Genomic DNA, 20135 nt, shown 5'->3' with positions numbered 1-20135 from the left:
GATCGACGTTGAGGTGTACGCCAACTACGGTTTCGATTCGAAAGCGGTGGACAGCGACGAACGTCTCGACGCCTGGCAGGGCGGGCTGGTGCTGAGCCACACCAACGACAGCGGCGTCAATAAAGTGATCCTGCGCTACTCCGATAACTCGGATAACAGCGTCTACAACAAAACCGATGACCTGACCGCGATTTACGCCAGCTTTGAAGGGCTGCATAAATTTACCCGGCAGGCGCAGATCGAATATCTGCTGGCTTTCCACGACTATGACAACGGCAAGGACAACACCGATAACCGTAAAAACTACGGCGCCATTGTCCGTCCGATGTACTTCTGGAACGATGTGCACTCCACCTGGCTGGAGGCGGGCTACCAGCGCGTCGATTACGACCAGGGCGGCGATAACCACGGCTGGAAGCTGACGCTGTCGCAGAACATCGCCATCGGTATGGGGCCGGAGTTCCGCCCGATGCTGCGCTTCTACGTGACCGGCGGCCAGGTGGATAACAAACGCACCGCGAAGGTGAACGGTACCAAAGACGAGCAGCTGGATTCGTTAAACCTTGGCGGCATGTTTGAAGCGTGGTTCTAGAAGCCGACGGACTCAACAACGAAGAGGCTGGCGTGCGCCAGCCTCTTCGCGCGTTCAGCTATCTCAATGCACCGTCAGGCGCAGGGCCAGGTCCTGCGGGTAGGGATCAAAGTAGTTCTGCGCCTGCAGATAGCGATCCGGGTATTCGGCCAGATAGTGCTTAAGCAGCGTTAACGGCGCAAGGATAGGCAGCAGCCCGGAGCGATAGTTAAGGATCACCTCCCGCAGCTCGCCGCGCTGGCGGCTGTTTAGCTGGTTACGAAAGTAGCCCTGAATATGCATCAGCACGTTGGTGTGGTTTTTACGCGAGGCGGGCTGTTTCAGGATCGCCATCAGTTTTTCGCGGTAGATCGCAAAGAAAGCCTCCAGATCCTGCCATTCGTGGAGCGAGGCAACGAACGGGCCAATCTCGCGGTATCCCGCCTGATGATGGGCCAGCAGCTGCAGTTTATAGCGGCTATGGAAATCCAGCAGCGCGCGGCGCGTCAGGCCATTTTTGTGCAGACAGTTAAGCTCGTGCAGGGCGAAGACCCGTTCGACAAAATTCTCACGCAGCACCGGATCGTGCAGGCGGCCATCTTCTTCCACCGGCAGCCACGGATATTTCTCCATCAGCGCGGCGGTAAACAACCCTGTGCCTTCTTTTCGCCCGCGATTGCCCTTTTCATCGTACAGCCGCACGCGCTCCATGCCGCAGCTGGGCGATTTGGCGCAGACGATAAATCCCGATAGCTCGCCCAGGGTCGAGAGGTGGGTGCTGGCAAAATCGGCCATCTTCTCCGTCACATCGTCGTGCGGTGCATGCGTGAAGCGCATGCGGATTTCTCCTGCGGTCGTTTGCACCAGCCGCAGCGCCGGGCGCGGGACGGGGAGGCCGATAGCCATCTCCGGGCAGACGGGTTTAAACGCCACCCACTGCGCCAGCTCGTCCATCACGAAGCCCATGCGCTTATGCCCGCCGTCGAATCTTACGGCAGAACCAGTCAAACATCCGCTGATCCCAATGACAGGTTGTGTGTTCATGGCGTAGTCCTCTTTTATTGTGCGGTTCGGGTGAAGAAAAGGGTCACGGTGGCGACGGTAATACCGAATTTCTTCATCTCGGTTTTGTTGAACAGATGCGCGTCGTCCTGCAGGAACATCCAGTCGTCGAAGTGCAGTAGCCAGGTGCTACCGCTGGCCGTCACGTTCATGCTGTAGCGCCAGTGAAAAGCGTTGCCCGCCGCCTGGCCGGTCGCCACGCCGGCAATGTCCCCCGCGGTGCCTTCATAACGGTGGTCGCCGGTGCGGCGAATGCGCCATACCCGCTGCTGCTTTTCGCCATCATCGTAGATAAAGCGTTCGTTGAGCGTCAGCGTGTCGCCAACAACGTCGCCGTCAATGGCGACATGGAAGCGGCGCAGCTGTTTGCCATTGCGATCCTGAACCATCCCCCAGGCTTCCGTTTTGCCCTGAAAGTAGTGGAAAATGTCCAGCACTGGCTGCTGCTGCCGGTAGTCGGTCACTTCGGCGCTGCAGCCCGCCAGCGCCAGCATCAGCAGCGCGAGGCCAAGGGTCAGAATGCGTTTCATGATGTTCGCTCCGCGGTAAGCTGCACAACGCTGATGGTGCGGGCGTTAAACCCGGCTTCGCAGTAGCCGAAGTAGTAGAGCCACATGCGGCGGAAGCGATCGTCAAAACCGAGCTTCTCAATATCCTGCCAGGCGTGGATAAATCGCTGCCGCCAGTGGGCCAGGGTGCGGGCATAGTCCGGCCCCATATCGAACAGATCGCGCACCACAAAATCGGTGTGCCGCGTCATCAGCTCGTTCATCGCCGTGATGCTGGGCAAAAAACCGCCGGGGAAGATGTAGCGCTGAATAAAATCCACGTTTTTGCTGTAGCCGCGATAGCGCTGATCCTGGATGGTAATTGCCTGGATCGCCATTCTGCCGCCCGGGCGCAGCCGCGCCTGGCAGGTGCGAAAGAAAGCCGGTAGATAGCGTTGCCCCACGGCTTCAATCATTTCCACCGACAGTAGCTTGTCGTACTGGCCGCTCAGATCGCGGTAATCGCAGAGCAGTACCTCGACGCGATCCTGCAGCCCGGCGCGGGCAATTCGCGCGTTGGCCCACTGGAACTGTTCCTGCGACAGGGTGGTGGTGGTGACCCGGCAGCCGTAGTGGCGCGCGGCGTACTCGGCCATCGCCCCCCAGCCGGTGCCAATCTCCAGGAGATGATCGCCGGGCGTAAGCGCCAGACGCTCGCACAGGCGCGCCATTTTGGCCCGCTGGGCCTGGGTGAGATCCTGGCCGTCGTCGGTAAACAGCGCGCTGGAGTAAAGCAACTCGTCGTCAAGGAAGTGGGCGTAAAAGTCGTTGCCCAGATCGTAATGGGCGGCGATATTCGCCTTCGCCTGCGCGCGCGAGTTGCGGCGCGTCCAGTGGCGCAGCCGCTCTACGGGCTTGCCCAGCAGCCGGAAGCCGCGCTCCAGCCGCCCCAGTACCTGGCCGTTACGCGCCAGAATCTGCAGCAGCGGCGTCAACTGCTGGCTCTCCCATTCGCCGTCCATCCAGGCCTCCGCGGCGGCGAGGCTGCCGCCGGTCAGTAAACGCCGGTAAACGCCCGCTGAGAGCACGTGCACCTCGGCGCGCAGCGCGGCGGCGGGGTCGCCAAAGTGAAAGGTTTGCGCCCCTTCGCGTACGGTGAGCGCCCCTTCGCGAATGCCGCTCAACAGACGAAAGAGCAACCAGCGCGCGATACGCACGTTGCGCGGGATATCGGGTTCAAGCGCAAAGACAGGATCGGTCATGAGCGTTCACTCCTGCTGACAGGGTGGTTGTACAGCGGCACGCGCTTGAGCCATAGCCGCAGCGCCTGCCAGTAGATCGCGAGGACGGTTTTCAGCGTCATCAGCGGAATGCGCAGCAGCAGCCCGCGCAGGCTGGCCCGCGTTAAAGGCGCGCGGCTCAGGGCCAGCGTGGCGTCGAAGACTTTCGCGGCCTGATGGTTCTCGATATGCATGTGCAGCGTTTTACCGGGACTGTTAAAGCGCCAGAGGTAGACCATATCCATCGGGTTAAACGGCGAGACGTGAAAAGCTTTCGCCAGCGGACGCGCCCGTTGACCATCTACCGCATAGTAATGGCGCTCATTCCACGGCGTGTTGCGCACTTCGGCCAGCACCCAGCGCAGGGTACCTGCGCCGTCGTAGCAGTAGTAAAAGTTGACCGGGTTAAAATGAAAGCCCAGGTAGCGCAGTTGGGTCAGCAGCATGACGCGGCCATCCGGTCGCGCGCCGGTCAGGCTTTCCAGCCGGTTCAGAACCTGCGCTTTCAGCGGCGTGCCCAGCGGATAATCCGCATCGTAAAAAGAGGCGGCAGCAAAGCGATTGCGGCGGATACCCGCTTCGCCGAGCCGATCCAGCTCATCCAGATCGAGCAAGGCCATAAAGATGCGATAGCGAAAGTGGTGCGCTTTCGGCTGAAGACGGCGGTGGCGTAATACGCCCTGATAGAGGCAGCTGTTCATGTCAGAGGTTCTCCGCCGCGATGATGCCGTTGACCACATCGAGGGCGCTGCGCACGCCATCTTCATGAAAACCGTTATACCAGTACGCGCCGCAGAACCAGCTCCGCTGGCGGCCGTTAATCTCCTCGCGCCGCATCTGGGCGGACCAGCTTTGGGGATTAAATAGCGGGTGTTCATAGACCATACGCTTCCAGACGAAGCGCGGGTCCACCGGGGTTGGCGGATTGAGGGTGACGCAGAACAGCGGGGCGTCGGCAGGCAGGCCCTGGAGAATATTCATGTTATAGGTGACGCAGGCGCTGGCCTGATCCTGTTCGCTCAGGCGATAGTTCCAGCTGGCCCAGGCGCGCTTGCGCACCGGCAGCCAGCGGGGATCGCTGTGCAGGACCACCTCGTTTCGCTGCCAGCCGATATCCCCCAGTATTTCGCGTTCGGCGAGGGTCGGGTCCGCCAGCATGGCCAGCGCTTCGGTAGAGTGGCAGGCGAAGATCGCCTGATCGAAGTGCTGCTCCCCCGATGCCAGCTGGAGCGTGATGCCATCCTGATGACGGATCACGTTCTGCACCGGCGCATTGAGGCGCAGGTGCAGGCGATCGCCAGACCGGGCAAGCAGGGCGCGTACGTATTCGCGCGAGCCGCCGGGCACCACGTACCACTGCGGGCGCTGGCGGATATCCAGCAGGCCGTGATTATCAAAGAAGCGCAAGAACAGCGCCAGCGGGAAGCGGCGCATCTCCTGCAGCGACGAAGACCAGATAGCGGCCCCCATCGGCAGGATATAGTGGCGTGCGAAAAAGGGGCTAAAACGGTGCCGCTCAAGGAAGGTCTGCAGCGTGGCGCCCGGGTCGAACGCCCCCGCCAGAGCCTGCTTCGCCAGGCGATTAAAACGGACGATCTCCGTCAGCAACCTCCAAAAGGCCGGCTTTAGCAGATTGCGCCGCTGGGCGAAAAGCGAGCTCAGGCTGTGGCCGTTATACTCCAGCCCGCTCTGCGGATTGTGGACCGAAAAGCTCATCTGCGTTTTTTGACCGCTCAGCCCAAGCTCGTTAAGCAGGCCCATAAAGCGCGGATAGGTGCGATCGTTATACACGATGAATCCGGTATCGATGGCCCAGGTACCCTGCGGCGTGGCGATATCCACCGTGGCGGTATGCCCCCCCGGCGTGGACGCCGCTTCGAACAGGGTCACTTCGTGTTGCCCGGCAAGGCGCCAGGCGCAGGTCAGCCCGGCAATGCCGCTGCCAATAATCGCGATTTTCATGGGCGCACCATCCTGCGCAATAGCCTGCGCTGGAGTCCTTCAGGAAGCCCGGCCAGCAGCCGCAGAAGCAGGCAAAAGCCCGTCGGGAAGGCGATACGATCGTGCCCTTTCGCCAGTCCGCGGCGAATCGCTTTAACCGCCTGCTCCACGCTCACCTGGCCGGGCATAGAAAAATCGTTTTTACGCGTCAGCGGAGTGTCAACAAACCCCGGCGAAACGACCGTGACGGCGATCCCTCTTGGCTCCCAGTCCAGGCGCAGACTGTTGGCAAACCAGGTCAGCGCCGCTTTCGAGGCGCCATAGGCTTCGGCCCGAGGAAAGGGTAGCCAGTGCGCCATCGAGCTCACCAGCACCACGCGATTCCCGGCTGACAGCTGCGACTGAAGCGCCGCCAGGCAGTTCACCGGCCCGAGAAAATTAGTGGTGATGACCCTTTCAACCAGCCCGGCATCCACCGTTCCGTGATCGAGATATTCGCAGGTCCCGGCGCAGAGAATGATCAGATCGGCGCGGCAGTCAGCGAGCGTCTGGCGACAGGCATCCCTGTCCGTCATATCGAAAGAGCGGACGCTGATGTGGGGACTGTGCTGCTGTAGCGCCGACAGACGCGACGGATCGCGGCCGCAGGCGATAACCCGGTGGCCGTCCGCAGCGAAGGACCTGGCGAGCCCGGCGCCAATGCCGGAGCTGGCGCCGGTGATGAGCACCGTCATCATGACCGCACCCTCCGTTTAGCGCCGCGCACCGCCCAGCCCAGCAGGGGAAGGTGTTCGTACAGCATCTCCCCGGCGTCGTAGTAGTCACGCTGGTGAATAATTCGTTCGTCTTCAACGGTGACCACCGAGCAGCCCGCAAGCTGTAGCGCCTTTCCCCCGGCAAGTCGCGGATGCGACCAGTGCATGGTCCAGGCGACGGCAAAACGTTGACCTTCGCAAAGCGGGGCATCGAGGGTGAAACGGCAGTAATCGACGTTGGCCAGCAGGTGCGAAAGATAATCCTGGATCGCGGACAGCCCCTGGTGTTGGCCAAAAGGATCGATCAGCACCGCATTCGTGTGGTACAGCGTGGCCAGCGCCGAAGGCGGCTGGGTATCCAGCGTCGCGTAGTACGCGCTAAAACGACTGATGGCGGACGACGAGGGACTCATAGGTCACTTCCTGAGTAAACAATATGGCATAGTTAAAACTTACACAATTAATATTATTTGTCCAAGTTTAGACTAAAATATTTTTTATTTTCATTGATTATCAGTTGGTTGCTAACATGTCTTTGAAGCATGATTTTGTGGGTGTTGGAGAGAAAAGAAGAGTCAGCGGGCTTGTTAGGAAAAAGAAGAGGGGCAATTCTGAGGGACCAGCTCATTGCGCCACGGAGCGGTGGCGCACGCAATTAGAGCGCGACAATCTCCAGAGAGATAACCTGCTGCTGCCAGCGTTCAACCTGTTTCAACCGGGCTGGAGAGAGTTTACCGGTCGTCACCAGCAGCCATTTGCGATCCGGCAGGATCTCCGGCGCCAGGGTCGCGGGGGGCGAGGGAAGGATGTCGATGCGGTGGCCCTGACCGGTGCGTTTGAGCGCTTCGAGCCAGATTTCGCAGGCGTCCGTCAGGTGCCAGCCGGTGATCAGATAGTTATCACCGGGCGCCTTTTTGTCCCCTTCGAGGCAAAAGGAGGTGTAGGCGATAATGATGCCGTCGAGGATTTCGCGCAGCGTCATGATGGCCGGTACGTTGGCGGAAACCTGGCTACGCAGCGGGCGCAGTACTTCGGTGACCAGCTCGGGGCGGGGGGATTCACGACCGGCGTCGTAAATCAGCTGGCGCAGGGATTCGATTTTCCCCTCTTTAAGCCGCTGGAGCATACTCTCCTGCAAGGTGATCCAGTTATTCGTCCGCCGTGCGCCAGGGCGTGCCAGCAGCGGTTTTACCTGGCTGACAGGTACCCCTTTTTTTACCCAGTCGAGGATTTTAAGCGCCTGCTGAATATCGTCATCGTTATACAGGCGATGGCCGCCATCGGTACGCTGTGGTTTAAGCAGGCCGTAGCGACGCTGCCAGGCGCGGAGCGTCGTCGCGTTTATGCCGCAAAGCTGCGCAAATTCTCCGATGGAGTAGGTCATAAGGTACACCTGATAATCAACAATACTCTCAATAATATACTACGAATAGCGGCGGGTTGAGTGCATTCCACGCGTTTGCAAACCGTAGCCTCGCCGGAACTTAGTGAAAAGAAAAAGGAGAGAACAAATAAATCGCCACCATCCCTGAGAGGCTGACGATCGTGCTGATGATGAATCGGGTTCTGAACGGCTGCTTTTGCGTTTTGTGGCGGAACAGCTGTTGGCCGGCTATCGCGCCAGCCCAGCCGCCCAGCACCCCGAACGCCAGCAATGTGGCTTCCGGTACTCTGCGCCAGGCCCTGCGCGCCGCCATTTTATCCACGCCGTAGAGCGCCAGGGTCAGCGCGTTGACCAGCAGGAGCCAGGTAGCAAAGGGCCAGGCGGTAAAAATGCTGCCGACCGCTGCGAAAATCAGGAGCAAATAACAACATCGATTGAGATTGATCATATGAGCCGCGGTTATTTTTAGCGTGTATCGAAGCCGCATTATACGCATTACCCGCGGCGAGAAAAATCCGCTTCCCGCTTCGGTTGGCGTGAGCTTATTGCGTCATTTGCCGGCTGGTGTACAACGTCATCCCGACCGCGGCAAGAAGCAGTATGCCGCTTAAGCCAAACGCGCTTTGCCACCCCAGGCGGTCAAATACCAAACCGCCCGTCGTCGAACCCAGCGCGATCGACAGCTGAATAACGGCAACCATCAGACCGCCTCCCGCTTCGGCGTCGTCGGGCAGCGTCCGCGCGATCCATGTCCACCAGCCGGTTGGCGCCGCGGTCGCCAGCATCCCCCACAGGCTTAACAGCACGGCAACGGTCCAGGCGTGGTGTCCTACCAGAAGCAACGTGCCGGCGATGAGGGCCATCAATAAAGGGATGGTCATTAAGGTCTGATAAAACCGGGCGTTGAGAAGTGTTGAAACGCCCAGGGTGCCGATAAAACCCGCGACGCCGATAGCGAGTAAAATCAGGGACAGACCAGAGGCGCTGACGCCGGTCACCGTTTCCAGAAACGGCCGCACGTAGGTAAATAAGGCAAACTGCCCCATAAAGAAGAGTCCGCAGGCCAGCAGACCGATCGCGACGATGGAATGTCTGAGCAGGCGAAGCACGGAGCCGCGCGGCCGGCTCGCTTTATCGCTTTCCATCGCAGGCAGGCTGAAGCATTGCCAGATGAACGCGATTATCGCCAGCGGCACGAGGCAGAAAAAGGCGCCGCGCCAGCCGACGGTGGCTCCCAGATAGCTGCCAAGCGGCGCGGCCACGACGGTCGCCAGCGCATTGCCACCGTTGAAAATCGCCAGCTCGCGGGGAACCTGGTGCGCGGGTACCAGCCTGATGGCGGTGGCCGCCGACATCGACCAGAATCCCCCGATAACGATGCCAATCAGGGCTCTTCCCGCCATATAGATCGCATAGCTGTGGGCCAGCGCGACAATCATTCCCGAGACCGCCATCAGCACCGTCAGCCCCAGCAGAAGGTGTTTACGATTCAGACTTCCGGCAAGGTTAGAGATAGTCAGGCTGGTCAGCACCGCCAGGGCGCCGGAAATGGCAATGCCCTGGCCTGCCAGCCCCTCGGTGATGTTTAGCTCTCCGGCGATTGGCGTCAGCAGGCTGACCGGCAGAAACTCGGAAGCGATGAGGACAAAAACGCACAGCGTCATGGCAAAGACGCCGCCCCAATGGGCGTGCGGTTGAGGGTGTGGTGTACGACGACTCAGTGTGGACATGATAGGGGTATCTCTGTATGTTTCCGGCCAGATTCGGCTGCGGCCGGAGCGGACGCTATTCATTGAATAACGACTAAAACGTGGGTAAACGTCATGCGCGGGCGAGGGCAAGCCGCCCGCGACGATCGGGCGGCTTCCGGCCGTTATCTCAGGTTGGTTTTGAAAAACTGTTCAAATCGGGCAAACGGGATTTTACCGGCCGCATTGTCATAGAGATCGACATGGTTCGCGCCGGGGACAATCACCAGCTCTTTCTCTTTGCTGCCGATGGCCTTAAAGGCGTCTTCGGCAAAATAGCGTGAGTGGGCTTTTTCTCCGGTCACGATTAGCGTCGGGATAGTGACTTCACTGGCATAGCTCAGCAGCGGCATATTCATAAACGACAGCGGCATGGTTGCATTCCACGCGCCGGTTGAGTTTACGGAGCGGGCGTGGAAACCGCGCGGCATCCGGTAATAGTCAAAAAACTCTTTCAAAACCGGGTTCGGGTTGGCCGGCAAGGTTTCCGGCAGAATACGATCGCCTGCGCTGACGTGACCTTTCCGATCGACATAAATATCATGCCCACCCGGCGCGAAGGTGCCGCTTTCCGCATCCTTCCAGCGCTGCGCGTTCAGATACTGCAAGACGGCGCGGCGATCGGCGGTGGTATAGCGGTCTTTACCGTCGCCAACGCCGTGGCCCATCGCGCGGCTCATGTCGTACATGACGCTGGTGGCCACCGCTTTCACCCGGGTATCCATCGCGGCGTCGTTCAGCGCCATGCCGCCCCAGCCGCAGATGCCGAGCAGGCCAATTCGGTTGCGGTCCACCTCTTTTTGCAATCCTAAGAAATCCACCGCCGCGCTGAAATCCTCGGTGTTGATATCCGGAGAGGCGACGTTACGCGGATGGCCGCCGCTTTCCCCCGTATAAGAAGGATCGAAGGCGAGGGTGACAAAGCCCTGTTCCGCCAGGGTCTGCGCATACAGACCGCTGGACTGCTCTTTCACCGCGCCGAAGGGGCCGCTGACGGCAATCGCCGCCAGCTTGCGCTCGCCGCGATCTTTCGGAATGTAGAGATCGCCGACCAGGGTTATCCCATAGCGGTTCTGGAAGGTCACCCTACGGTGAGTGACTTTCGCGCTTTCCGCAAAGGTTTTGTCCCATTTTTCGACCAGCGAAACGGGCGCGTTTGGATTGGTTGTCCCGGCATAGCTCATGGTGGTGACTCCACTAAGTGACGCGCATAGCAGCATGGCAGGCATGGCGGCCGTCAGTTTTCTGGTAAACGCTTTCATTAATCATTCCCCTAAAACAGGTTCCAGATACAGGTTTCATACGGACAACGCTGCGGTGCTTTGTTGCAATGCGCTGATTATAGTTAGCAGTCAGAGTGCTGATTAGCGGGTGAAAAGTGCTAAGATTCATATCATATTGTTATAAATTACGGCGCAGACGCGGGAGGAATCATGGCAAAACGGGAAAACTATAACGATCTGTACCTGTTTATGCTGGTGGTGCGGGAGGGCCGTTTTACCGCCGCGGCGCAGCGGCTTGGGCTGGCGCAATCCGGCGTCAGCCGTGCGGTACGTGAACTTGAAGAAAGGCTGGGGGTACAGCTTCTGGTGCGTACCACCCGTAAACTCTCGCTCACCCAGGCCGGCGAGCAGCTCTATCGAACCGTTGAATCCGGCTTTGATGCGTTAGATTCGGGGCTTTCCACTCTGGCGTATTATCGCAACACCCCCTCCGGTACCGTCCGCATCAATGCCAGCCAGCACGCCATTGATAAAGTGCTTCTGCCAAAGCTGGCGGTGTTCAAACAACGCTACCCCGATATCCGGCTGGAACTCATCAGTGAAAGCCGGTTTGTCGATATTATTGCGGAGCGATTTGATGCCGGGGTGCGTCTGGGGCCGGAAGTCGGCGGCGGTATGGTCGCGGTGCGCATTTCACCCGATATGGAGATGGTCGTTGTCGGCACGCCCGAGCATTTTCGCCGCTACGGTTTTCCGCAAACGCCGGCGGACCTGGTGGTCCATCCCTGTATCGCCTACCAGTTTGGCGACGGGACTATTTACGCCTGGGAGCTCAATCAGGACGGTAAAAAAATCACCCACCGGCCGCAGGGACAGTGGGCCTTTGCCGACAGCTACATGGAAGCGAAGGCCGCCCGGCTGGGGTTGGGGCTGGCCTATGTCCCGCAGGAGCTGGTTGCCGATGACTTAGAGCGAGGCGGGCTTATCAGAGTCCTGCAGCGTTACAGCCAGCGGCTGGAAGGCTCTTTTCTCTATTATCCCCATCGTAATGTGTCGCCCGCGCTGCGGGCGGTGATAGACACGCTGAGAATCTGAGTACGCAGGGCCCAGAGTGGGGCGCGGATCGTTGACCGGGTTTAAGGCAGTAACCGCAAGCATTTACCAATCATTGTGGTTTTGCGCGGGGATGAGTGCCTTAATTCCGTTTTTCACAATAAGCTTTCTAACCACTCGGTAAACACCCGCACTTTGCGTGAGAGATGGCGGTGCGGATACAGAAGTGACAATTTTCGATCGGGGGTAGGGTTGTCAGGTAAGACTTCCACTAACAGGCCGCGATCGAGATAAGGCTGTAAAAAAACGTTCATTCCCTGGACTAATCCCAGCCCTGCCAGGCCTGCCGATAAATAGGTTTCAGAGTTATCGATGACCAGCTTGCCGGGAAGCGTCATTTCAACTGTTCCTTCTGGCGTAGAAAATGTCCACGGCATAATTTGTCGGCTGCTGCTGTTAATCCAGTTGATGGCCTGATGCTGCTGTAGATCCTCCAGCGTTTGCGGCACACCGTGGCTGGCAATATAGGACGGGCTGGCGCAGGTCGTCATTTTAATATTGCCTAACTTACGGGCGATATAGTCCCCGTCGTCCAGTTCCCCCACTCGCAGTAAGCAATCAAGACCATCGCGCAGCATATCCCGGCGGAGGTCTGAGCTACTGAGGATGATTTCGACGCCAGGGTGCTGGCGATAAAAATCAGGCAGATGGGGGACGACCAATAACGTCGCAAAAGCGACGGGCATATCCACGTGAAGCTGGCCGTGCAATACGCTATCGCTCCCAAACGACTCCAGCAGCGCATCTGCCTGGGCCAGTAAAGGTTTACTCTGCCGATAAAACGCTTCGCCGTCAGGCGTCAGGTTGATGCGCCGCGTTGTTCGCTGCATTAAACGCGTGCCGCAGTGCTGCTCAAGCAGCTGCAATGCCTTAGTGACGGCAGGACGATGAATCTGCAGGTTCTCCGCTGCCTGAGTAAAGCTACCGGACTCGACAATTTCAATAAAAATGCGTATCGATTCAAAGAGGTTTATTTGCATAGAAGGCTTCTTTTGCCGGGATCGGGATATCACATTGTTACTGATTTTATAATAGTGATGCACTTTTTTGGCTATTTTTCTAAATAATATAACGCCCTACACTCCTTCCATCATGAAACTGAACCGCTCCATAGCGCTATTGTGAAGGATATTACCCCATGAAAAATAACCGAATCTGCCAGATCCTGAATATAGAAAAACCTGTTATTCAGGGACCGTTATCGTGGTTGACCGATGCCCGTTTAGTCGCCGCTGTCAGCAATGCCGGCGGGCTTGGTGTGCTGGGGCCGAATGCCGGTTTAACCGCTGAGACCGCGGTGTCCACGCCGGAAGAAACCGCCGAAAAAATGCGTGAAGAGATCCGCAAAACTAAACGGCTGACCGAAAAACCTTTCGGCGTGAACCTGATCCCCGCTGCTGAAAACGATATCTGGACCCCGCCTATTTTGCAGGTGATAAAAGAAGAGGGCGTCAGAGCCGTGGTGTATACCGGCTACGGTGAAGGGGCGCTCATACCGGCGCTGTTCAACGAATTAAAAGAGGCGGGCATGGCTATCATCTATCGCGATATTAACCCGACGCCTGAAAATACCCGCCTTGCTGAAGAAGCGGGCGCCGATATCATCGTCGCGACCGGCTTTGATGAGGGAGGTACATTGCCGGGGACCGCGCTGGGAACCTTTTCTATCGTGCCGCTGATCGCCGATGCGGTGAAGCGTGTTCCGGTGATGGCCGCGGGCGGTATTACCGACAAGCGCACCGCCAGAGCGGCGCACGCGCTCGGCGCTGAAGGGATATTTGCCGGTTCGGTTTTTATCGCGACGGAAGAAAGCAGAGTGCCGCGGTCGGTCAAAAATAAAATTATTGCCGCCAGTGGCCTGGATTTACTGCTTTTCCGCACGCAGCCCCATTACTATCGCTCTCTGCCGGGCAGACTGGCCGAAAAACTGGTGGCGATGGATAAAGCCGGCGCCAGCAACAAGGCGCTCGGTGAAGCAATGGGGGGATTACGCGGCCTGCGCGTCGGCATGCTGGAAGGCAATGCCGATGAGGGCTACATCGCGCTCGGCACGGGTATCGGCAGCATCCGCAGCGTCAAAAGCGTAGCGGAAGTGGTCGAGGCGTTAACCGTGAGTTAGCGCTCCTCAAGAGACGCAGGCTGTTCAGCTAAATCATCCGCCTGTTAGCGTGTCTGACTGAGAATAATACGGTCGAATATACGGTCGCCCAGCCAGACGCGCAGACAGATAAGTATTTTTGCAAACTTACCCGCGGCATAGCGCGTACGTGGATTCTTACTGGTAATGGCGCTTGAAACGACATCCGCGATAACCTTCGGATCGCTGCCTGTCCCGTGCCCGTAAGTTTTTTTGATCGACGCGGCCACCATTTTCACCAGTTGGCCATAGGGGCCACTGTGTGAACGTTTGACGATGCTTTCGCTGGCAGCATCACCGAAGCCTGTCTCTATCACCCCCGGCTCGACGATCGTGACCTTAATTCCAAATCCGGCGACTTCCAGGCGCAGGCAGTCTGACCATCCTTCGAGCGCGTGTTTTGTGGCGTGATACCAGGCACCAAGGATGCTGTACATCTTCCCTCCCATCGAGGAGATGTTGACAATATGCCCGCTACGTCTGGCCCGCATTGCAGGGAGCAGTAGCTGCGTCAGCCGTGCGGCACCAAAGAGGTTAACCTCAAATTGATAGCGTGCTTCATCAATACCGATCTCTTCTACGGGTCCATACAGGCCAAAGCCTGCATTATTGATCAGGACATCCACTCCCCCGGTTTGCGACAGAATGGCGTTTACACAGGAGACAATCTCCTCATCCCTGGCTATATCCATCCGTAACGGCTGTGCGCCAAGTTCGGCCAGATCGGCCATTTTATCGATGCTACGGGCGGCAACATATACCTGGTAACCATCCTGAATCAGGCGACGGGCAATAGCTTTACCCATCCCTGACGATGCGCCGGTGACCAGCGCGGTTTTCTTTTCCGGAGCGAACATAAGGACCTCGTTTCATGGACTGGCTACAGTTTGCCTGCAGACAGGCTCTTTTCATCTGGCCTTGTGCGCCAGTACGCTTGCTAACGGCGCCATTCGCTTCAGATCAGAAAGGAAGCCGCCTTCTGTGGAAACGACAGGAGGTAACGCGATTCTTATGGCAAGTCGGTGCTTAACAACCGCGTCATCTCGTTTGTTTAACCTGAGGAGTTCTTTCCATTAAGACGCATGCTCCCTCTGACGGTTTCCGGCGTCTGTCCGGTCCAGGCCATAAATGCGCGATAGAAGGAGTTTGGATCTTCAAAGCCAAGCAGGAATGCAATCTCATAGCCGGAGAGATGGGTATGACTCAGATAGTGCCGCGCCAGGTTCTCCCGGCAAATATTGACCAATGTACGAAAATTTCCTCCCTCACTTTCAAGTCTGCGCTGAAGCGTACGTTTGCTCATACCGAGACGCTCCGCCGTTTTCTCAATAGTGGCTTCGTTACCGGGAAGAAGCTCAAGAAGTACCGCCTGTACGCGTTCAGTTGTTGAGGCCGTTTCATCTAACGTGCTGAGACGACGGCGCAGCTCTGGTTCAAATATTTGCCACATTCCTTCGTTCACCGTTAAAAACGGGCGGAGGGCATCAGCAGCGGAAAAGCTGATGGCCGGTTTTTCTCCATACGCTACGGCGGTACCGAAAAAGCGGGTAAGGTGGCCGTCCTGTATTCTGGCGGGAAGCTGAGGGAGCGTGACTTTCACTGCTGTGACCGGTTCGCGAGTGGCAAGTTTTAGCAGCCGCAGTAAGAAAGCAAGTTCTGCTATCTGCAGAGACGGAGGAATGTTTGTCGCTGACAGCCAGCGCGGTGAAACGGTAAGGATGCCGCTGTGTTCTACGACTATTTCCAGAACCATTGGGGCAATGAGTTGCTTATATCTGGCCAGTCGCTGAACCGCCTGCATCATGTTGGTGCTGCATAGTGCGGCGAAAAGCGGGGGATCAAAGACTTCAGCAGAGACTCTTTCTACCAGTGGTAAGGGAAAAGCCGGATCGTTTGTTTCTACCTCAAGGGCGCGCCAGAAACGAATATACTCCTCGATATTAAGGCCGCGCTCTGTCCTCGAAAACGTGTCGTCGGGCAATCCTGCTTTGCGCAGTAGATGTTGCGGCTCTAAACCGGCATCTTTTAGCAGCGCCTTCCAGCCGATATTGAGAGAGAAAGTCCGGTTATGTGCCATTGTCAGGTTTCCGCTGGATGAGTGTTGTCCGGGAGCGAATCTTTTCCCGGAGAAGAGCATAACGTTTCAATCCTGGCGGTAACATTCATAAAGCGCCACAATTGTGGCAAATCACGCCAAATGAGAGGCGGCTGTACACCTTCCCGGAGTCATTGAGTCATCCCTGGGCTGCCTCTCCAGCCTGGGCCCTGGATTCATTCGCGCTACCAGCGCGCCAGCTGGCGAGCATCGTGGTGTGAAAATAAAGCTTGCTATCAATCGCCATCTGTGTGATCAATAGCAAGTTGATTTACTACACAGATGCGGTAATTAACGGTTTAGCGAAGCAGTTCTCATCTCAAGCGTTATCTACAGATAATCCTTCTTTAGACTCTCCTTATCGTGATTAATTAAGCTCTGTGACGCGAATAATGTTAAAGTTTTTTGAACCTGCGACAACGATGACGGTCTAAACCCGAGTAGACAGGCTCAGAAACTGGCGCAAACGGTGATAGTGAAGGAAAGTTCTTGAACCTCCCGTTTAGCGTAAAAAGTGCATAAGAGATAGCGTTATCCCAAAGCACACGATTATTTCATTGAAATCTACCGAACATTACGTGCCCTCGGGCAAACTAAGAAATTAACAACATTAAAAAATCGCTGGTGCAGTAATAGAGTTCAGTCTGAAGTGCGCTTCAGATGTTTCTATAAGAAGTAATGACAATGATGTCATTGTTATTCTCAACCATTCAGAGCAGCGTTTTTACGCTGTGACAGAAAAGCCGGGAAGGCGTTTTCTGTGAAATATGGCTAAATGTCCCTGCGGTAGAGAATGTTGTAGCAAAAAGAGGCTAACATCATGATTGACCACATTCATTTCAGATGCCCATGCTGTCATGGGTCACAGTACAGAACATCCACCTACGATGTTTCTGAAAAAAATCCGTTTGGCGCGAAATGCATTTTTTGTAAATCCGCAATGATTACATTTGATAACATCGCACCGCATATTTCCAGAAACTCGGCATCGCTGGCGTTACGGAAGTAAGAAAAGGCCCCGAAAAGGGCCTTTGATATCTGAATATACCCTGAATAATTTGGAGCCGAGTAACAAAGCCAACGCATAAGCCGCTTGAAGTATGACGGGTATAGTAAGCATTATTATCATTTTGATCGGGCTGCCTGCGGGCAGCTTTTTAGTTTGTTTAAATTTAAATCACGCCGTACTTTTCTTATCTTTGCCGATGTGCATCAATGCGCAGCTACGCAATTTTTAGGGAAATCTTGTTGCGTTCCTGCATGGCCTTTGGGAAAACGTCGCCTCACTGTTGTCGTACCACACGGCTTATCTTTTCTATCGCGACGCGCTCGTCGTACAGCAGCGAACCTACGCCGTTATCCGCAATCATTTGCAGGAAATGGGCCAGCTACCCGAAGAGACCCGGATGCGGGTATCTATCCTGGATTATATCCAGGAACGTACGTACTTATCACGCAGCAGTGTATTAAACGTGTTGTCGGCGTTAAAAAGTGGTAATTATATTGCTTTTAAACGGGGAGGGTATTTGACGGGGGTGAATAAATTACCCGAGCGTTTATAGCGCTGGCGGTTTGTCCAAAATTAAATAATAAAACGATTATCAGCGCGACGCTAATATTCTATTGTAGGTCCACTTAACTTTTGACGATGACATTTATTCGACAACGGGTCGACAATGGGATGATTATGAAGAAAACGCTTATTACGTTAATTATTGCTCATACTTTTACGGCGACTGCCGCTTTTGCTGCTGCGGAGACAGGAACCTGGTACGCGGGGTCTAAATTTGGCTGGTCGCACTACGGCGACTCCAGCACCGATCGGCAAGTCGATGTTGACCGCGATAACGTCGGCGGCGGTGTGTTTACCGGCTATCAGATTAACCCCTGGCTGGCGGTTGAAGGTGGATATGACTATTTAGGCAATATGGGCATCAATGGTCGCCATGGCGCAGTCGGTTCGCGAATGAAAAGTCAGGGGCTACAGCTTTCGTTGAAGGCCAGCTACAGCCTGACCAGCGACTGGGATCTGTACGGCCGGGCCGGCCTGATGGGCTACCGTGCGGAATCCAATGTGAATGGAAAAAATCGATTTGATACCGGCGTGCGCCCGGTGCTGGCTTTCGGTACCGAATATGCCTTTAATGACAGATGGTCGGGGCGCCTGGAGTACCAGTGGGTCAACAATGTGGGTAACGAAAACCAAATTGGCGTGAGCAGCGATGTGAGCTCCATGATGGCCGGCATTAGTTACCGCTTTGGGCAATAAACGCATCGTACTGGAAGAGTCTCCTTTGAATAAAAGGGGCTCTTTATCTGCTAATGGTATACCTATGGTCATAATTACAGTATATAACTGGTAGCCACAGGACCCGATAAAGTGTGATCGTGATCAACATTGATAATCGCCAATGCCTTTAAATATGATACAGGGAAAATAAATGTAATATATTAATGGTGATTTTATGGCAATTAAGGATTTTTTTAAACAGACCACACCTGGACGCCGTCGTTATGGCGTAGCGTTATTTGTCGGGGTAGTGGCAGGGATTATGTCGGCATTTGTTAAATGGGGCGCTGAAGTTCCTTTACCGCCGCGTACTTTCTCCGGTGGCAGAGATGAATTTAACCCACCTTATCTTTTCTTACGCGACTATCTGGGCATTGACCCGACGCATACGGTTTATACTTTTTCCGAACACATCATCAATCCGGTGATGGTTACGCATATTATATTCTCATTGGTATTTGCCGTTGGCTATTGTGTCGTCGCGGAGGTCTTTCCGAAAGTGAAATTATGGCAGGGGGCATGGGCCGGGATTGTCGCAACCATCGCCGTTCACTGGATTTCCTTTCCGTTACTGGGCCTGACCCCCTCTTTATTGAATATTCCTGCCGACGAATATATTTCGGAACTGGTGGGGCATATTTTTTGGTTCTGGGCCATTGAGATGATTCGTCGCGATCTTCGCAACCGCATCACCCATGAACCTGACGCCGAAGTGCCTCTTGACGCGCCGTTCAGATAATTAATCCCCACAGAGCCCGCGATCTCGCGGGTTGTGTGGGGCGGGACATAGAGATCAGGACAGAGATGAAGGCATCGTATTCAGCGCGAAGTTGAGGATCTTCTCGCCATCAAATGAGGCATAGGGCAAGCTTTCAATCACGGCAATTTCTTGTGGTAAATTCAGTGCGCTAATAAATTGTTCAACCTTATACTGGATATGCGGCGCAACCAGTACGCCATCATAGGCAGGCGCGACGCTAAAGAAATTTTCAACCCCAACAGCGCTGATTAATAAATCTAATTGCCGATCGTCAGCAATTTTTTGCATTTTGCAGGCAATAATCCCTGCCGTTTCGCCAAACAGACAGCATATTAATAGTTTTTTCACGATTTAACCCTCGGTGAGATAGCGAAGCTACACTATTCCTCCTTTACTCACGAAAATGCGCGATGTATCAATATTTGAGGTTAATTTCTGCGGATATTTTTATTATGACGGAGAGCATCACAGATGCGAAAAATGTATGCCTCTGTGATGCTGTGAATGGCAGGGATGACTCTCAGGCTACCTTTTTTTACGTGAAATCAGGAAGCGATCGCCGGCTCGCGTGAGCTTCGTTCCATTTGTACAGTACTCGATAGCAAAATTAAAAAACTCATCAGAGTCGAGCTCGAAATCCAGTTCGAGTTTAATGGCGTCGCCGGGCTGCAGAAGCTGCTTTGCCTGTTCCAGATTGCTGGCTTTTACTGTTCCCATCTCTTCACCTCGTTTTAGCGCTGGTGGCGTCCGGGGGCTATCCTACAGGTTTTGTTTTACGATCGCGTGACACGGCTTATTATTTGCGCTTTCTGCCGTTCGCCAGCCGTTGCCATCGCTATGGGTAAGCCGATAGCGATGGTCCGGGGTTCAATCTCAGTCGACGTTATTGAAGTAGTCCCGCGCCGCCGCCTCAACGTTCTTTGCCTCAATGCCCGTTTTCTCGGTGATTGAGGCAATAAACGGCTTGAACTTCTCCGCCATCACATGGCCTCCGTCCCAATGAGCGACATAAAAACGGCACTGATAACGATAAAAGTGGAGAGTTTTGTCTCCTAACGTGTAATACATATGAATCTCCGGTTCAGTATGTCGGGTGGACAACAACAAGCGATGAGCAAAGCACGCATCAACGGATTCTATCCTCCTCCCAATTTGCGGAAATTTCCAGCATGCCGTACAAAACCATCTGGAATACGTAGGGAGAGGCATTCTCCAGCCCCGTGCTATGCAACGCCTTACGCAAAATTCAGCGCAACTTCAACGGCTTCACGCCAATCTCCGACAGGCG

General features: G+C 55.6%; 23 protein-coding genes and 1 pseudogene. 7 read left to right on the top strand and 17 right to left on the bottom strand.

What is annotated here, in order from left to right; all coding sequences use genetic code 11:
- The coding region (locus tag HMPREF1144_RS13595) for a carbohydrate porin (RefSeq protein ID WP_042927691.1) at positions 1-592 on the top strand (592 nt) is incomplete at its 5' end.
- 63 nt (positions 593-655) lie between these two features.
- On the opposite strand, the gene HMPREF1144_RS13590 is transcribed toward HMPREF1144_RS13595, so the two are convergent.
- From HMPREF1144_RS13590 to HMPREF1144_RS13540, 11 genes are all read right to left on the bottom strand, one after another.
- Positions 656-1615 (bottom strand): YbgA family protein, encoded by a 960-nt coding sequence (locus tag HMPREF1144_RS13590; RefSeq protein WP_004850258.1) that lies wholly within the window; start codon positions 1613-1615, stop codon positions 656-658.
- 14 nt (positions 1616-1629) lie between these two features.
- Positions 1630-2163 carry a DUF3833 domain-containing protein gene (locus HMPREF1144_RS13585; protein ID WP_004850261.1) on the bottom strand — a complete coding sequence of 178 codons (534 nt, stop codon included), beginning with the start codon at positions 2161-2163 and terminating at the stop codon, positions 1630-1632.
- Positions 2160-3383 (bottom strand): SAM-dependent methyltransferase, encoded by a 1224-nt coding sequence (locus tag HMPREF1144_RS13580; protein WP_004850263.1) that lies wholly within the window; start codon positions 3381-3383, stop codon positions 2160-2162. Before HMPREF1144_RS13580 ends, HMPREF1144_RS13585 begins: the two co-directional genes overlap by 4 nt.
- Entirely contained in the window at positions 3380-4102 is a 723-nt protein-coding gene (locus HMPREF1144_RS13575) for a DUF1365 domain-containing protein (protein ID WP_004850264.1), read from the bottom strand. The genes HMPREF1144_RS13580 and HMPREF1144_RS13575 overlap by 4 nt, the downstream gene beginning before the upstream one ends.
- Before the next feature lies 1 nt (position 4103).
- Positions 4104-5363: an NAD(P)/FAD-dependent oxidoreductase gene (locus HMPREF1144_RS13570; RefSeq protein WP_009653019.1), complete on the bottom strand. Its 1260-nt coding sequence runs from the start codon at positions 5361-5363 to the stop codon at positions 4104-4106.
- Positions 5360-6079 carry an SDR family NAD(P)-dependent oxidoreductase gene (locus tag HMPREF1144_RS13565; RefSeq protein WP_004850270.1) on the bottom strand — a complete coding sequence of 240 codons (720 nt, stop codon included), beginning with the start codon at positions 6077-6079 and terminating at the stop codon, positions 5360-5362. Before HMPREF1144_RS13565 ends, HMPREF1144_RS13570 begins: the two co-directional genes overlap by 4 nt.
- Entirely contained in the window at positions 6076-6510 is a 435-nt protein-coding gene (locus HMPREF1144_RS13560) for a nuclear transport factor 2 family protein (RefSeq protein ID WP_004850273.1), read from the bottom strand. The genes HMPREF1144_RS13565 and HMPREF1144_RS13560 overlap by 4 nt, the downstream gene beginning before the upstream one ends.
- A 242-nt stretch (positions 6511-6752) precedes the next feature.
- Positions 6753-7481 carry a MerR family transcriptional regulator gene (locus HMPREF1144_RS13555; protein ID WP_004850275.1) on the bottom strand — a complete coding sequence of 243 codons (729 nt, stop codon included), beginning with the start codon at positions 7479-7481 and terminating at the stop codon, positions 6753-6755.
- 100 nt (positions 7482-7581) lie between these two features.
- Positions 7582-7926, bottom strand: a complete 345-nt coding sequence (locus HMPREF1144_RS13550) for a DUF1294 domain-containing protein (RefSeq protein WP_032693677.1) — start codon at positions 7924-7926, stop codon at positions 7582-7584.
- A gap of 97 nt (positions 7927-8023) precedes the next feature.
- Positions 8024-9211, bottom strand: a complete 1188-nt coding sequence (locus HMPREF1144_RS13545) for an MFS transporter (RefSeq protein WP_198286849.1) — start codon at positions 9209-9211, stop codon at positions 8024-8026.
- A gap of 143 nt (positions 9212-9354) precedes the next feature.
- Entirely contained in the window at positions 9355-10491 is a 1137-nt protein-coding gene (locus HMPREF1144_RS13540; protein ID WP_009653024.1) for an alpha/beta hydrolase, read from the bottom strand.
- A 171-nt stretch (positions 10492-10662) separates the two neighbouring features.
- Between HMPREF1144_RS13540 and HMPREF1144_RS13535 the strand changes: the two genes are divergently transcribed.
- On the top strand, positions 10663-11547 hold the full coding sequence (locus HMPREF1144_RS13535; protein WP_009652975.1) for a LysR family transcriptional regulator: 885 nt from the start codon (positions 10663-10665) through the stop codon (positions 11545-11547).
- Positions 11548-11660: 113 nt separating this feature from the next.
- Here HMPREF1144_RS13535 and HMPREF1144_RS13530 read toward each other — a convergent pair whose 3' ends face one another.
- Entirely contained in the window at positions 11661-12545 is an 885-nt protein-coding gene (locus tag HMPREF1144_RS13530; protein WP_009653016.1) for a LysR family transcriptional regulator, read from the bottom strand.
- 158 nt (positions 12546-12703) lie between these two features.
- Between HMPREF1144_RS13530 and HMPREF1144_RS13525 the strand changes: the two genes are divergently transcribed.
- Complete coding sequence (locus tag HMPREF1144_RS13525) at positions 12704-13684, top strand: NAD(P)H-dependent flavin oxidoreductase (protein WP_009653047.1); 981 nt, start codon at positions 12704-12706, stop codon at positions 13682-13684.
- A gap of 44 nt (positions 13685-13728) precedes the next feature.
- On the opposite strand, the gene HMPREF1144_RS13520 is transcribed toward HMPREF1144_RS13525, so the two are convergent.
- Both HMPREF1144_RS13520 and HMPREF1144_RS13515 read right to left on the bottom strand, forming a co-directional pair.
- Positions 13729-14559 (bottom strand): oxidoreductase, encoded by an 831-nt coding sequence (locus HMPREF1144_RS13520; protein WP_009652962.1) that lies wholly within the window; start codon positions 14557-14559, stop codon positions 13729-13731.
- 194 nt (positions 14560-14753) lie between these two features.
- Complete coding sequence (locus HMPREF1144_RS13515) at positions 14754-15779, bottom strand: AraC family transcriptional regulator (RefSeq protein WP_009653031.1); 1026 nt, start codon at positions 15777-15779, stop codon at positions 14754-14756.
- An 838-nt stretch (positions 15780-16617) separates the two neighbouring features.
- Between HMPREF1144_RS13515 and HMPREF1144_RS31480 the strand changes: the two genes are divergently transcribed.
- From HMPREF1144_RS31480 to HMPREF1144_RS13505, 4 genes and pseudogenes are all read left to right on the top strand, one after another.
- A complete protein-coding gene (locus tag HMPREF1144_RS31480; RefSeq protein WP_071532263.1) occupies positions 16618-16806 on the top strand; it encodes a cold-shock protein in 189 nt (62 codons plus the stop codon).
- 250 nt (positions 16807-17056) lie between these two features.
- Positions 17057-17359: pseudogene (locus HMPREF1144_RS31475) on the top strand (helix-turn-helix domain-containing protein); the annotation flags it as partial.
- 125 nt (positions 17360-17484) lie between these two features.
- A complete protein-coding gene (locus tag HMPREF1144_RS13510) occupies positions 17485-18066 on the top strand; it encodes an outer membrane beta-barrel protein (protein WP_042927687.1) in 582 nt (193 codons plus the stop codon).
- A gap of 196 nt (positions 18067-18262) precedes the next feature.
- On the top strand, positions 18263-18826 hold the full coding sequence (locus tag HMPREF1144_RS13505; RefSeq protein WP_004850292.1) for a YagU family protein: 564 nt from the start codon (positions 18263-18265) through the stop codon (positions 18824-18826).
- Between the two features lie 54 nt (positions 18827-18880).
- Here the strand turns inward: HMPREF1144_RS13505 and HMPREF1144_RS13500 are convergent, their stop codons facing one another.
- The 3 genes from HMPREF1144_RS13500 to HMPREF1144_RS13490 form a co-directional block, all read right to left on the bottom strand.
- Entirely contained in the window at positions 18881-19195 is a 315-nt protein-coding gene (locus HMPREF1144_RS13500; RefSeq protein ID WP_009653079.1) for a PTS sugar transporter subunit IIB, read from the bottom strand.
- Between the two features lie 177 nt (positions 19196-19372).
- A complete protein-coding gene (locus HMPREF1144_RS13495; protein WP_009652992.1) occupies positions 19373-19564 on the bottom strand; it encodes a hypothetical protein in 192 nt (63 codons plus the stop codon).
- Positions 19565-19720: 156 nt separating this feature from the next.
- A complete protein-coding gene (locus tag HMPREF1144_RS13490; protein WP_004850299.1) occupies positions 19721-19915 on the bottom strand; it encodes a hypothetical protein in 195 nt (64 codons plus the stop codon).
- Positions 19916-20135 lie beyond the last annotated feature (220 nt).

It is taken from the genome of Klebsiella sp. OBRC7 (genome assembly GCF_000293135.1).
Classification (GTDB): domain Bacteria; phylum Pseudomonadota; class Gammaproteobacteria; order Enterobacterales; family Enterobacteriaceae; genus Klebsiella; species Klebsiella michiganensis.
Note: the sequence above shows the minus strand (reverse complement) of the source record. Positions and strands in the feature narration are given on the sequence as shown.